Origin of the sequence: Streptomyces sp. GESEQ-35 (assembly GCF_017948485.1) — a bacterium.
GTDB lineage: Bacteria > Actinomycetota > Actinomycetes > Streptomycetales > Streptomycetaceae > Streptomyces.
Genome location: NZ_JAFFSX010000004.1, coordinates 355,806 through 367,898, shown reverse-complemented (window position 1 = coordinate 367,898; position 12,093 = coordinate 355,806). Strand labels below are relative to the sequence as shown.

Sequence of the window (12,093 nt, the reverse complement as noted above, 5' to 3'; positions counted from 1 at the left end):
CAGTCTCAGTCTGACCCCGGACTTTTGTCCTAAGCCCATGGGGGCACTCGCGAAAACCTCTCTTGCAGGGAGTAATGTCCCACCTGAGAAGACGATCACGAGGAAGGAATGCTCCATGCTTTCCCGCCTGTTTGCCCCCAAGGTGAAGGTCAGCGCGCACTGCGACCTGCCCTGCGGTGTGTACGACCCGGCCCAGGCCCGCATCGAGGCGGAGTCGGTGAAGGCCGTGCAGGAAAAGATGGCCGCCAACGACGACGCGCACTTCCAGGCCCGCGCCACCGTCATCAAGGAGCAGCGCGCCGAGCTCGCCAAGCACCACGTCTCGGTGCTCTGGAGCGACTACTTCAAGCCCCCGCACTTCGAGAAGTACCCGGAGCTGCACCAGCTGGTCAACGACGCCCTCAAGGCCCTCTCGGCCGCCAAGGGCTCCACCGACCCGGCCACCGGCCAGAAGGCCCTCGACTACATCGCCCAGATCGACAAGATCTTCTGGGAGACCAAGAAGGCCTGACGCACAGTCAGTCACCCCCGACCGGCGATCGGTGCACCATCGCAGGTCAACGGGGATCGAAAAGGGGTCCGGTCGGTTCGCCGACCGGGCCCCTTTCGGTGAACGGGCACGATACGTGAACAGCAGACGCATGCCGTCCGGCGACCCGGACGGCAACAAGTCCCCCACGGCCGGAGAAGGATCGCTCCCCCGCCGGCCGAGGCCGTCACCGCGCGGTGTCGTCGGTGTAGTCCTCGCCCGCCTCCAGCAGGTTCGCCGCCGCGCCCACGACCCGGGGGTCCGGGTGGCCGACGACCTCGTCGTCCTTGTCGGAGTAGTCGAAGCGGGCCAGCACGCTGCGCATGGCCTCGACGCGGGCGCGCTTCTTGTCGTTGGACTTCACGACGGTCCAGGGCGCCTGTTCGGTGTCCGTCTCGCGGAACATGGCGACCTTGGCGGCGGTGTAGTCGTCCCAGCGGTCCAGGGAGGCCAGGTCCATCGGGCTGAGTTTCCACTGCCGTACGGGGTCGACCTGGCGGATGGTGAAGCGGGTGATCTGTTCGCTCTGCGAGACCGAGAACCAGAACTTGATCAGGTCGACGCCGTCATCCACGAGCATCCGCTCGAACAGCGGAGCCTGGCGCATGAACCGCCGGTACTCGTCGTCCGAGCAGAAGCCCATCACGCGCTCCACCCCGGCCCGGTTGTACCAGGAGCGGTCGAACAGGACTATCTCGCCGGCGGTCGGCAGATGCTCGACGTAGCGCTGGAAGTACCACTGCCCGCGCTCGCGCTCCGTGGGCTTCTCCAGCGCCACGACCCGGGCGCCACGCGGATTGAGGTGCTCTGTGAAGCGCTTGATCGTGCCGCCCTTGCCGGCCGCGTCCCGGCCCTCGAAGACGACGACCAGCCGGCGGCCGGTCTGCTTGATCCAGCCCTGGAGCTTCAGCAGTTCGATCTGCTGGAGCCGCTTGTGCCACTCGTACTCCTTGCGCTCCATGCGCTCGGGGTACGGGTAGTTCTCCCGCCAGGTCTCGACCGGGGTTCCGTCCGGCTTGATCAGAACGGGTTCGTCATGGTCGCTGTAGTCGACCGTCAGTCCTGACAGCAGTGGCGTGGTCATCCTGTCGCCCTCCCCGGCTTCGGTGAATCGGTGCCTCAGTGGAACTGCGGCACGATCAGATAGATGCCGTACGCGACGACCGCCGCGCAGGCGAGGAAACAGAGCACGGCCTGAGCGAGGCCGAGCGCATGGGTATCTCCGTCAGTCTCCCTCTCCCCCTCGACGCGGGCGAGCCCCAGTACGCCGAGTGCGAAGACGACCACGACGGCGACGGTGACGCCGAGGCTCACCGCGGCGACCTGACCGAGGGCGCTCCAGTCCAGATCCATCGAATCCAACTCCTCCGATTCAGGCGGCCGTGCCGACGTTCGCCGGTTCGGCGCCGCGGATCGAGACCTCGTGGTGATCGTTTACGTTGCTCGCATGCACCGGGTTGCGGCGCGAAGCGACGAAGATGCCGGCGGCGACCGCGGCGGCGACCAGTGCGACCACCACCGTGCCGAAGGTCCCGCCGTGCGTGACCAGGCTCGCGGAGAGGCCGCCGACGAACGCGGCGGCGGGCAGGGTGATCAGCCAGGCGACGACCATGCGGCCCGCGACTCCCCAGCGCACCTCCGCAAGCCGCCTGCCCAGGCCCGCGCCGAGGATGCTGCCGGAGGCGACCTGGGTGGTGGACAGGGCGAAGCCGAGGTGGGCCGAGGTGAGGATGACGGTGGTCGACGCCGTCTCGGCGGCGAAGCCCTGCGGCGACTGGATCTCGGTCAGGCCCTTGCCCATGGTGCGGATGATCCGCCAGCCGCCGAGGTAGGTGCCGAGGCCGATCGCGAGACCGGCGGAGGCGATGACCCACAGCGGCGGGCCGGCGTCGTGGCCGAGGGCGCCGGCGGAGATGAGGGTCAGCGTGATGACGCCCATGGTCTTCTGCGCGTCGTTCGTGCCGTGCGCGAGGGAGACGAGTGAGGCGGAGGCGATCTGCCCGATCCGGAAGCCCTTGGTCACGGACTTCTCGCGGGCCCGCGCCGTGAGCCGGTAGGCGAGGTACGTCGCGATCAGCGCGGCGACACCGGCGACGACCGGCGAGGCCACCGCCGGGATCAGCACCTTTTCGACCACCTTGTCGAAGTGCACGCCGTTCTCACCCGCGCCGACCCACACCGCGCCGATCAGCCCGCCGAACAGGGCGTGTGAGGAACTGGAGGGCAGCCCGGCGAGCCAGGTCAGCAGGTTCCAGAGGATCGCGCCGACCAGCCCGGCGAAGATCATGCCAGGTGTGACGAGAGTGTCGTCCACGATGCCGCCTGAGATCGTCTTGGCCACCTCGGTGGAGAGGAAGGCGCCGACGATGTTCAGCACACCGCTCACCAGCACCGCCGTACGTGGCGAGAGCGCGCCCGTCGCGATGGACGTGGCCATCGCGTTGGCGGTGTCGTGGAACCCGTTGGTGAAGTCGAAGGCCAACGCCGTGACGATGACGACCGCCACGAGGAACGTGATGTGATCCATTGTTCGAGGGAAGCAAGCGCTTCCCAATAGCTGGCGAACTGAAGGCAAAAGCTCCGTCTGGTTCCCGTTCAACATCCGCAAATTCCCGTGCCGGACGGCCGGACAAAGGGGCGGTGCGTGCGCAACCCCCCCGGCCTACGATCACCCCATGACCCTCCGCTGGACATACGCCTTCGTCGACCGCCCCGCCGGGCTCCTCGACCACGCCGCCGGATTCTGGTCCGCCGTCACGGACACGCGGTTGAGCGATCCGCGGGGCGAGCTCGGGGAGTTCGCGACGCTGCTGCCCGACGGGGCGGACGCCTGCGTGAAGGTCCAGGGGGTCGGGTCGGGCGAGGGCGGGGCGCATCTCGACTTCGCTGTCGACGACGTACCGGGTTTTGTGAAGTCGGCACTCGCGGTCGGTGCGGCTGTCGACGCCGCGCACGACGGCTGGGCCGTGCTCCGCTCCCCCGCCGGGCAGCTGTTCTGCGCCGTGCCCTGGCAAGGGGAGTCGGTGCGGCCACCCGTGACGCGCGGCGCCCGCCTCGACCAGGTGTGCCTCGACATCGCGCCGTCCGCGTACGACGCCGAAGTCACGTTCTGGAGCGCCCTGTTGGCCGACTGGGAGTCACGGCCCGGCTCGCTCCCCGAGTTCCACGTGGTCAAGCCGCCCCCGGGCCTGCCGATCCGCGTGCTCCTGCAACGCCTCGGCGAGGAACGCCCCACCTCGGCCCACCTGGACCTGGCCTGCGCGGACATCCCGGCCACCCGCGCCGAGCATGAGCGCCTGGGCGCGTACTTCGTCACGGCGGGCCGCCACTGGACGGTGATGCGGGACCCGGCGGGCGGTCCGTACTGCCTGACCGGCCGTGATCCGGAGACGGGCGGACTGCCGCGCTGAGCGCTCCGCTGGTGGTGCCGCGATGGGCCGTCGGTCGTCTGCGGGTCCGTCGTGGCTGGTCGCGCAGTTCCCCGCGCCCCTTCGGGGCGCTGCCGAACCGCAGCCGACTTCGCCAGAGCCGGTTAGCGGATCGTCGCGTACGCACACACGAAGTCCTCCCCCGGCCGCGCGCCGCCGTCACCCCCACACCTCCACATCCACCACCGCACCCACCGGCACGGGCCCGTACACATGCGGGAACTCCTCGCCTCCGGGGTCCGGTGCCTCGTACTTCAGGGGTACGTCGAGCAGTTCGGGGTCGATGACCAGGACCACCAGTTCGTCGGGGCCGTCGTAGGAGCCGTACAGGAAGTCGGCGATGCGCGGGAGTTGGGCCCGGGTGGAGCAGTGGATGAAGCCCTCTTCCCGGAGGGGGCGGCCGCGAGTGGACATCTCGTACGTTCCCTGCGCGCGGGCGGCGTCCCAGAGGGTGCGTTCGGTGATGTGGAGGATATGAGGCATGGAGTGAGGCTATGACCTGAGCCGTGCCGCCCGCGTCTGCAAATAGCGTTGCTCGGGCAGGCTCAGGGTCTGCGCGGCGGCGGACTCGTAGGCGGCGCGGGCGGCTTCGGGTTTGCCGGCCCGCTCCAGCAGATGGCCGCGGACGGCGTCCTGCCGATGTCCCGCCGCCCCTTCCAGCACGTCCAGTTCCGCGAGACCGGCATACGGTCCGTCGACCATGGCCACCGCGACCACACGGTTGAGCCGCTCGACGGGACCGGGCACCAGCCGTACCAGCACGTCGTACAGGCCGAGGATCTCCTGCCAGCCGGTCGCCTCGGCCGAGGGCGCCTCGTCGTGTACGGCGGCGATGGCGGCGCGCACCTGGTACGGGCCCGCGCGTCCCGTCGACAGCGCCCGGGTGACCAGCGCGACGCCCTCCTCGACGGCCGCCTTGTCCCAGCGGGCGCGGTCCTGTTCGTCGAGCGGCACGAGTTCGCCGTGCGGGCCGGTGCGCGCCTCGCGGCGGGCGTCGGTGAGCAGCATCAGGGCGAGCAGGCCGGAGACCTCGCCGACGTCGGGGAGCAGCCGGTGGACCTCGCGGGTGAGCCGGATCGCCTCACCGGCGAGGTCGCGGCGCTGGAGGGAGCCGCCTGACGTCGCCGTATAGCCCTCGTTGAAGATCAGATACAGGATCTGGAGCACGGCCGGCAGCCGTTCCTCCCAGTTGTCCGGCCGCCCGAAGCGCATGCCCCGCACCTTCTGCTTGGCCCGGCTGATCCGCTGCGCCATGGTCGCCTCGGGCACCAGGTGGGCGCGCGCGATCTCCGCCGTGGTCAGACCGCCGACCGCGCGCAGAGTGAGGGCGATCTGCGCGGGCGGGGTCAGATCCGGGTGGCAGCACAGGAAGAGGAGGGAGAGCGTGTCGTCCTCACGCGGCGCACGGTCCTCGCCGGACATGTCCCGCGAAGCGAGCGCCACCGCCCGCTCCTCCCGCGCCCGCCGCGCCTCCTCGCTGCGCAGCGCGTCGGTCAGCTTCCGCGAGGCCACCCTGATCAGCCACCCGCGCGGGTTGTCGGGCACGCCGGCCGAGGGCCACTGCCCGGCCGCCGCGAGCAGCGCCTCCTGTACGGCGTCCTCGGCGGCGTCGAAATGGCCGTACCGCCTGACCAGCGCGCCGAGGACCTGCGGCGCGCACCGGCGCAGCAGGTCCTCGACGGTCTCGCTCACGGTCAGATGTCTCCGGCGCCGTCCATGATCTGCCGGATCACCACCGGGTACTCGGGTGCCCCGGCGGGCTGGGGGCAGCGGGCGACGCGCGCGGCGATCTCCGTGACCCGCTCCAGGCTCGCGCAGTCCAGGACCCAGTAGCCGGCCAGCAGCTCCTTGGTCTCGCCGTACGGGCCGTCGGTGATCACGGGCTTGCCGTCCGCGTCCAGGCTGACGTGCCGGGTCTTCGCGGGCTCGGCCAGGCCCTGGGCGTCGACCATTTCGCCGGATTCGGCGAGGTCGTCGTTGATCGAGGTCATGAAGGCGTACATCGCCTGGAGGTCCTTCTCGTTCCAGGCCGGGGACTGCGCGGAGCCGTTGCCGCGCATCGCCTCGTAGTCCACCTGTGATCCCTGCACCATCACCAGGTACTTCATCAGTCCGCTCCTTCGGTTCCGACCGCCCTCGGTGGGCGGCTCTCACAGGGGACGTCGGAGCCGGGCCGGGCTTCTCGACACTGGCTTCAGGATTTCTTGGCGGCGGTCTCGTTCGGTGTGGTCTTCGCGGGCTCCTCGGCGGGCTCGGTGCCCGTCTCGACGGATGCCGCGCAATCGGGGTTGTGACACGGTCCCGGCACCCACTTCGGAACCCATGCGCCCAGCGTCTTGTGGCGCTTGACGACTGTTTCGACGGACTGTCCACAGGCGGGACAGGCGTGCTTTTCGCTGTCCATGCCCCAAGCCTAGAGCGGCAGGGGCCTCAGCGCTCCCTGTTGTACGTCCGCACGAGCGCGCCATTCTTGAACGTGCGCACATCGTCGAGCGTGAACTCCGTGACCGCGAGGCCGGACCCGAACATCGGCATGCCCGTGCCGTAGACGATCGGGTACGACTTGATGACGAGTTCGTCGATCTCGTCGAGCAGTTCACCCGCGAGCTGCGATCCGCCGCACAGATAGATGCCGAACTCGCCGTCCTCCGCCTTCAGTTCGCGGACCTTGCCGACCAGGTCGTCGGCGATGATCTCCACGTGCGGGTCCGGTGAGTGCTTCAGGGTGTGCGAGGCGACGTATTCGCGCAGGTGGGCGTACGGGCTGGTGATGCCGTCCTTCAGCGCCACCTCGTAGCTGGCCCGGCCCTGGATGATCGTGTCGAACCGCTTGTTCTCCAGGTCGTCGAGGCCCAGGGCGCGGCGACCGGGGGTGGACATGGTCTCCGGGTACTCGCTCTTGAGGAAGTCGAGGAACTCCTCGTCGACGAAGCGGTACATGGCGGTCGCGTCACCGGCCGGGTCGCCGATGAAGCCGTCGAGCGAGCAGGCGATGAAGTACGTGAGCTTTCGCAAGCCGGTCTCTTTCCGTAGGCTGCCGTATGAACCACTTCAGTTGTAGTACTTCACTTGTAGTGGTTGCAAGCGATTTTCCGGTACGGACTCAAGTGGGAGAGGGGATTCCGCATTGGCCAGGAATCCGGAGCGCAGGGCCTCGCTGGTCGACGCCGGGGTCGAGGTGCTCGCGCGGGAAGGTGCGCGGGGGCTGACGTTCCGTGCGGTGGACGTCGAGGCCGGGGTGCCGGTGGGCACCGCCTCCAACTACTTCACCGGGCGCGACGATCTGCTGCGCCAGATCGACGAACGGCTGCACATCCGGCTGGCGCCGGACCCCGAGGTGCTGAGCGAGCTGATGACCAGGCCCAGGGACCGCTCCCTGGTCACGGCCTTCATGCACGACCTGATGGCCCGCGCGACGCGCGACCGCACGGGGTATCTCGCCCTCCTGGAGATGCGCCTCGAAGCCACCCGGCGCCCCGAACTGCTCGCCTCGTTCACCAAGTCGGTGCGCTCGGACCTCGACTACGGCATGGAGTTCCACCGCGAGGCAGGACTGCCCGGCGGCGACGAGACCGTCACCGTGCTGTACCTCGCGATGCTCGGCCTGATCCTGGAGCACCTGACCCTGCCGGACGTGCTGCACGACGTACTGCCGGGCGTCACAGCGCCGAACGGCCTGGTGGAGCGGATAGTGGCGACGGTGGTACCGGAGGCCTGATCAGCGGGCCTCCGGCTGAGCAGCGCCCCAAAGGGGCGCGGGGAACTGCGCGACCAGCCACGACGGCCCCGCAGACGACCCACGACCATTCGCGGCCCTTCCTCAGCGGAGCGCCTCGCGCCACATCGGCCACATGGTCGGCCCGTCCGGGAGGGTGAGGGCGCGGCCGGTGAACTCGAAGCCCAGCCGCTCGTACAGCATCCGGCTGCGGGCGCTGCTGGCCTCCAGGTAGGCGGGCAGGCCCGCGCGGTCGCAGCGGTCGAGGGCCGCGGCGATGAGGGCGGTGCCGAGGCCCCTGCCCTGCTGACCGGGGGCCACACCGATCATCCACAGGTACGCGTGGGCCCGGTCCGAGGGGTGGATGCCGGCCGTCAGACGGGCGATCAGCTCGACGCGTTCGTTGTCCGGGTCGACGGCCTCACGCACCTGGGCGGGTGCCGGGTCGTCGGCGTGGCCGTCGGCCGGGTCCGCCGCGGGCACGGACAGCCAGAGCGCGCAGGCGGTGCCGTCCTCGGTGACGTCGATCCGCCCCTCGGCGAACACGGCGTCGGTGAAGGCCGCCATCAGCCTGGAGTGGGTCGTACGGCGGTACTCGACGCCGGGAAAGACCCAGCCGCTCACCGGGTCGTCCTGAAAGGCCTCGTCCAGGAGCCGGATCACCGGCTCCCGGTCGTCCTCGCCCGCCGTCCGGATCGCCACGCCCATGTGTCGCCCCTTCGTCATCAACCGGCCCTGATCGTACGGCCGTTGAAGCCCGTCCGGTGGCTGGGCCGGTGACTTGGGCGACAGGAGGCGGGCCCCGCGCACCGTGGGGCTGTGCGGGACCCGCCGTGCCGGAGCCACCGGTGACCGTGCGGGGTCAGGAGCCGCACGGGGCCGGTGGCTCCGGGGTCTTTCCGGTCGACGGTCGCTGTGACTGTGACGTCGACGTCACGAACACCGTCGCCGCGCCCTCAGCTGCTGCGCCGTGTCACGAACTCCGCCAGCGCGAGCAGGCCGCCCGCCGCCTCCGGGTCCGGTACAGCGCGGGAGAGTTGCCGCATGGCGTGGGCCATTCGGTCGGCTGCCTGGTCCTGCGCCCAGTCGCGGCCGCCCGCCTGTTCCACGGCCAGCGCCGTGCGCTCCAGGTCTGCCTCCTGGTACGGCGCTCCGTAGAGCTCGGCGAGCTCCGCGGCGGCCGGGGTGCCGGAGACCAGCGCGGCGACGACCGGCAGCGACTTCTTGCGGACGGCCAGATCCGCTCCGGCCGGCTTGCCGGTACGGCACGGGTCGCCCCATATGCCGATCACGTCGTCGATGAACTGGAAGGCGAGCCCGGCCTCCCGGCCGAACGAGTCCAGCGCCTCGACGTCCTCCTCCGCGGCCCCCGCGTACAGCGCGCCCAGCGCACACGCGCACCCGAGGAGCGCGCCCGTCTTCGCCTCGGCCATGTCGAGCACCTCGTCGAGACCGACCTCGTCGGGGCCGCGCCGCTCCAGCGCCACGTCCGCCTGCTGACCGGCGCACAGTTCGATGACGCAGTCCGCGAGCCGGACCCCGGCCGCCGCGGACGCCGGATGCGGGTCCTCGGCGAGCAGCCGCAGCGCCAGCGCCTGGAGGGCGTCCCCGGCGAGGATCGCGTCGGCGTCGCCGAACACGGTCCAGGCGGTGGGCCGGTGCCGACGGGTGCTGTCGCGGTCCATCACGTCGTCGTGCAGCAACGTGAAGTTGTGGACCAGCTCCACCGCCGCGGCCGCACGCACGGCCGCCGCCCGGGCTTCGGGTCCGCCGAGCGCGGCGGCCGCGGTCAGAACGAGCGCGGGACGGATCGCCTTGCCCTCGTTGCCCGCCGCCGGCGTACCGTCCGCGTGCTCCCACCCGAAGTGGTAGCGCGCGATACGGCGCATGGAGCCGGGCAGCGACTCGACGGCGGCGCGCAGCGCCGGGTCGACCGAGGTCCGGGCGCGCTCCAGGATCCCCGACGCCTCGTGCCCGTCGAGCCGGTCCGGCCCGCCCTGCGTCCCCTTCGCGATGGGCCCTGGCCTTTCCGGTGCTTCGGTGAACCGCCTTGTTCCGGCGGTGCGTTGCTTCGTCTCCGTCATGAACTCACCCATGGGATCGCCTCGGAGAGTCTGCGGACGGTGGCCCTTCCGCCGCCGCTGGGCGCGTACCCCCAGGGTGTACCCGCCCTCGCGGGCGGGGACACCGCGTCCGGACGGGGACGGTCACCAGCGGCCGATCTCGACGTTCTCCAGGACGCCGAGCGCGTCCGGCACGAGGACCGCCGCCGAGTAGTAGGCCGTCACCAGGTAGTTGATGACCGCCTGTTCGTTGATGCCCATGAAGCGCACGGACAGGCTGGGCTCGATCTCGTCCGGGATCCCGGTCGCGTGCAGACCGATGACGCCCTGGTCGGACTCGCCGGTACGCATCGCGATGATCGAGGTCGTACGGGCCTCGGTGACCGGGATCTTGTTGCACGGGAAGACCGGCACACCGCGCCAGGTGGGGATGCGGTTACCGCCCATGTCGATGGTCTCGGGGACGAGTCCGCGCTTGTTGAGCTCGCGGCCGAACGCAGCGATCGCGCGCGGGTGGGCGAGGAACAGCTTGGTGCCGCGACGCCTGCTGAGGAGCTCGTCCATGTCGTCCGGGCTCGGCACGCCGTCGTGCGGCTGGATCCGCTGTTCGTACTCGCAGTTGTTGAGCAGTCCGAACTCGCGGTTGTTGATGAGCTCGTGCTCCTGGCGCTCCTTGAGCGCCTCGACCGTCAGCCGCAGCTGGTGCTCGGTCTGGTTCATGGGCTTGTTGTAGAGGTCGGCCACGCGCGAGTGGATGCGCAGGACGGTCTGGGCGACGCTCAGTTCGTACTCACGGGGCGTGGCCTCGTAGTCGACGAAGGTGTGCGGGATGTCCGGTTCGCCGGAGTGGCCGGCCGAGAGGTCGATCTGCTGCTCGCCGTACTTGTTGGTGCGCTGTTCGGGGATCGCGCGCAGCTCGTCGAAGTGGGCGCTCAGGGAGTCGGCGCGCTCCGCGACCTGCTCGACGTCCTGGCGGGACAGCACGAGCACCGTGCAGGCGGTGAGCGCGCGGGCGGTGTACTCCCAGATGGCGTCCGGGTCCAGCAGCGCCTGGTCGCCGAAGTGGGCGCCGTCGGCGAGGACTCCGAGGACGGCGTCGTCGCCGTACGGGCCGGTGCCGATCTTCTCCACCTTGCCGTGCGCCAGCAGATACACCGCGTCGGTCGGGCTGCCGAACTCGGTGATCACCTGGCCGGGGGCGAACTCCTGTTGCCGGCACCGCTGGGCCAGCTCGGAGAGCACCTCCTCGTCCTCGTACGACCGCAGCGCCGGCAGTTCGCGCAGCTCCGCGGGGATGACCTCGACCCGGTCGCCGGTCTTCACGAACGTCACGCGGGCGTCGCCCACGGCGTAGGTCAGGCGGCGGTTCACCCGGTACGTGCCGCCCTCGACGTTCACCCAGGGCAGCATGCGCAGCAGCCAGCGGGAGCTGATCTCCTGCATCTGTGGTGCGGACTTGGTGGTGGTGGCCAGGTTCCGCGCGGCCGCCGTGCCGAGACTCTGCTGCGGCCTGTCCTGCTCGGTGCGGATCTCTTCGCCTACCGACATATGTGAATTGCCCTCCCGGTCATGCACCGGCGCCGATCTGCGCCGGGCATCGATCTGCACCGCAAAGCCTTCCATCACGGAGCGTGTCGGTGCTATTACACGAAAGAGCGGGAATGGATCACGGCCCGCTGGGCACAACCACTGATCCTGTCCACCCATCACCAGACGGCCGCGCCCGGCGGCCGTCGCGCAGCGGGAAGGAGACGGTCATGGCCCCACCCATGTCCGCGGACAACTTCTTGAAGAGATTGCGTGCGGAAGGCGTCAAGATCGTCGGGGTCGGCGACTGGCGGCATCACAACCGCAACCACAAGGGTCCCTGGGGACCCGTCCACGGCGTCATGATCCACCACACGGTGACCAAGGGCAGCGCGCACACGGTCGATCTGTGCCGGAACGGCTACGAGGGTCTGCCGGGTCCGCTGTGCCAGGGTGTGATCACCAAGGACGGCACCGTCCACCTCGTCGGCTACGGCCGCGCCAACCACGCGGGCCTCGGCGACGACGACGTCCTGCGGGCGGTGATCGCCGAGAAGGCGCTCCCGCCGGACAACGAGGCGAACACCGACGGCAACCGCCACTTCTACGGCTTCGAGTGCGAGAACCTCGGCGACGGCAAGGATCCCTGGCCCGAGGCCCAGCTGGAGGCGATCGAACGGGCCGCCGCCGCGATCTGCCGCCACCACGGCTGGACGGAGCGCTCGGTGATCGGTCACCTGGAGTGGCAGCCGGGGAAGGTGGACCCTCGGGGGTTCACCATGACGGCGATGCGCCGGCGCATCGCGGACCGGCTGAAGTAGCGACGACAAT

15 protein-coding genes are annotated in these 12,093 nt (G+C 70.1%); 4 read left to right on the top strand and 11 right to left on the bottom strand.

The features are described from left to right. Positions 1–115: 115 nt before the first annotated feature. Complete coding sequence (sodN, locus tag KCH87_RS11055) at positions 116–511, top strand: superoxide dismutase, Ni (RefSeq protein WP_055531247.1); 396 nt, start codon at positions 116–118, stop codon at positions 509–511. 205 nt (positions 512–716) lie between these two features. Here the strand turns inward: sodN and ppk2 are convergent, their stop codons facing one another. From ppk2 to KCH87_RS11040, 3 genes are read right to left on the bottom strand one after another with little or no spacing between them, the layout of a single operon-like run. Then, on the bottom strand, positions 717–1,613 hold the full coding sequence (ppk2, locus tag KCH87_RS11050; RefSeq protein ID WP_210585797.1) for a polyphosphate kinase 2: 897 nt from the start codon (positions 1,611–1,613) through the stop codon (positions 717–719). A 35-nt stretch (positions 1,614–1,648) separates the two neighbouring features. Further along, positions 1,649–1,882: a hypothetical protein gene (locus KCH87_RS11045; RefSeq protein WP_210585796.1), complete on the bottom strand. Its 234-nt coding sequence runs from the start codon at positions 1,880–1,882 to the stop codon at positions 1,649–1,651. Between the two features lie 19 nt (positions 1,883–1,901). Next, positions 1,902–3,056, bottom strand: coding sequence for an inorganic phosphate transporter (locus KCH87_RS11040; protein WP_210585795.1), 1,155 nt, complete (start codon positions 3,054–3,056; stop codon positions 1,902–1,904). Positions 3,057–3,204: 148 nt separating this feature from the next. On the opposite strand from KCH87_RS11040, the gene KCH87_RS11035 reads away from it, so the two are divergent. Further along, on the top strand, positions 3,205–3,939 hold the full coding sequence (locus KCH87_RS11035) for a VOC family protein (protein ID WP_210585794.1): 735 nt from the start codon (positions 3,205–3,207) through the stop codon (positions 3,937–3,939). Positions 3,940–4,116: 177 nt separating this feature from the next. Here the strand turns inward: KCH87_RS11035 and KCH87_RS11030 are convergent, their stop codons facing one another. From KCH87_RS11030 to KCH87_RS11010, 5 genes are all read right to left on the bottom strand, one after another. Then, complete coding sequence (locus KCH87_RS11030) at positions 4,117–4,440, bottom strand: DUF952 domain-containing protein (protein ID WP_210585793.1); 324 nt, start codon at positions 4,438–4,440, stop codon at positions 4,117–4,119. Positions 4,441–4,449: 9 nt separating this feature from the next. Next, on the bottom strand, positions 4,450–5,649 hold the full coding sequence (locus tag KCH87_RS11025; protein ID WP_308298806.1) for a sigma-70 family RNA polymerase sigma factor: 1,200 nt from the start codon (positions 5,647–5,649) through the stop codon (positions 4,450–4,452). 2 nt (positions 5,650–5,651) lie between these two features. Continuing rightward, positions 5,652–6,065, bottom strand: coding sequence for a YciI family protein (locus tag KCH87_RS11020; RefSeq protein ID WP_210585792.1), 414 nt, complete (start codon positions 6,063–6,065; stop codon positions 5,652–5,654). Between the two features lie 86 nt (positions 6,066–6,151). Continuing rightward, on the bottom strand, positions 6,152–6,361 hold the full coding sequence (locus KCH87_RS11015) for a hypothetical protein (RefSeq protein WP_210585791.1): 210 nt from the start codon (positions 6,359–6,361) through the stop codon (positions 6,152–6,154). A 26-nt stretch (positions 6,362–6,387) separates the two neighbouring features. Further along, a complete protein-coding gene (locus tag KCH87_RS11010) occupies positions 6,388–6,972 on the bottom strand; it encodes a dihydrofolate reductase family protein (RefSeq protein ID WP_210585790.1) in 585 nt (194 codons plus the stop codon). Positions 6,973–7,084: 112 nt separating this feature from the next. On the opposite strand from KCH87_RS11010, the gene KCH87_RS11005 reads away from it, so the two are divergent. Continuing rightward, positions 7,085–7,675, top strand: a complete 591-nt coding sequence (locus KCH87_RS11005) for a TetR/AcrR family transcriptional regulator (RefSeq protein ID WP_210585789.1) — start codon at positions 7,085–7,087, stop codon at positions 7,673–7,675. Between the two features lie 102 nt (positions 7,676–7,777). On the opposite strand, the gene KCH87_RS11000 is transcribed toward KCH87_RS11005, so the two are convergent. The 3 genes from KCH87_RS11000 to KCH87_RS10990 all read right to left on the bottom strand — a co-directional run bounded on the left by KCH87_RS11000 (position 7,778) and on the right by KCH87_RS10990 (position 11,283). After that, a complete protein-coding gene (locus tag KCH87_RS11000) occupies positions 7,778–8,380 on the bottom strand; it encodes a GNAT family N-acetyltransferase (protein ID WP_210585788.1) in 603 nt (200 codons plus the stop codon). Between the two features lie 248 nt (positions 8,381–8,628). Continuing rightward, positions 8,629–9,756, bottom strand: a complete 1,128-nt coding sequence (locus KCH87_RS10995) for a family 2 encapsulin nanocompartment cargo protein polyprenyl transferase (protein ID WP_247196017.1) — start codon at positions 9,754–9,756, stop codon at positions 8,629–8,631. 123 nt (positions 9,757–9,879) lie between these two features. Beyond that, positions 9,880–11,283: a family 2B encapsulin nanocompartment shell protein gene (locus tag KCH87_RS10990; RefSeq protein WP_210585786.1), complete on the bottom strand. Its 1,404-nt coding sequence runs from the start codon at positions 11,281–11,283 to the stop codon at positions 9,880–9,882. A 209-nt stretch (positions 11,284–11,492) separates the two neighbouring features. Here KCH87_RS10990 and KCH87_RS10985 point away from each other — a divergent pair, with 209 nt between their 5' ends. Beyond that, on the top strand, positions 11,493–12,083 hold the full coding sequence (locus KCH87_RS10985) for an N-acetylmuramoyl-L-alanine amidase (protein WP_210585785.1): 591 nt from the start codon (positions 11,493–11,495) through the stop codon (positions 12,081–12,083). The last annotated feature ends 10 nt before the right edge of the window (positions 12,084–12,093 follow it).

Excerpts from the sequence above, each read along its gene's own strand:
- sodN (WP_055531247.1), top strand. The coding sequence starts at position 116 with ATGCTTTCCCGCCTGTTTGCCCCCAAGGTGAAGGTCAGCGCGCACTGC.
- ppk2 (WP_210585797.1), bottom strand. The coding sequence starts at position 1,613 with ATGACCACGCCACTGCTGTCAGGACTGACGGTCGACTACAGCGACCAT.
- KCH87_RS11045 (WP_210585796.1), bottom strand. The coding sequence starts at position 1,882 with ATGGATCTGGACTGGAGCGCCCTCGGTCAGGTCGCCGCGGTGAGCCTC.
- KCH87_RS11040 (WP_210585795.1), bottom strand. The coding sequence starts at position 3,056 with ATGGATCACATCACGTTCCTCGTGGCGGTCGTCATCGTCACGGCGTTG.
- KCH87_RS11035 (WP_210585794.1), top strand. The coding sequence starts at position 3,205 with ATGACCCTCCGCTGGACATACGCCTTCGTCGACCGCCCCGCCGGGCTC.
- KCH87_RS11030 (WP_210585793.1), bottom strand. The coding sequence starts at position 4,440 with ATGCCTCATATCCTCCACATCACCGAACGCACCCTCTGGGACGCCGCC.
- KCH87_RS11020 (WP_210585792.1), bottom strand. The coding sequence starts at position 6,065 with ATGAAGTACCTGGTGATGGTGCAGGGATCACAGGTGGACTACGAGGCG.
- KCH87_RS11015 (WP_210585791.1), bottom strand. The coding sequence starts at position 6,361 with ATGGACAGCGAAAAGCACGCCTGTCCCGCCTGTGGACAGTCCGTCGAA.
- KCH87_RS11000 (WP_210585788.1), bottom strand. The coding sequence starts at position 8,380 with ATGGGCGTGGCGATCCGGACGGCGGGCGAGGACGACCGGGAGCCGGTG.
- KCH87_RS10995 (WP_247196017.1), bottom strand. The coding sequence starts at position 9,756 with ATGACGGAGACGAAGCAACGCACCGCCGGAACAAGGCGGTTCACCGAA.
- KCH87_RS10990 (WP_210585786.1), bottom strand. The coding sequence starts at position 11,283 with ATGTCGGTAGGCGAAGAGATCCGCACCGAGCAGGACAGGCCGCAGCAG.
- KCH87_RS10985 (WP_210585785.1), top strand. The coding sequence starts at position 11,493 with ATGGCCCCACCCATGTCCGCGGACAACTTCTTGAAGAGATTGCGTGCG.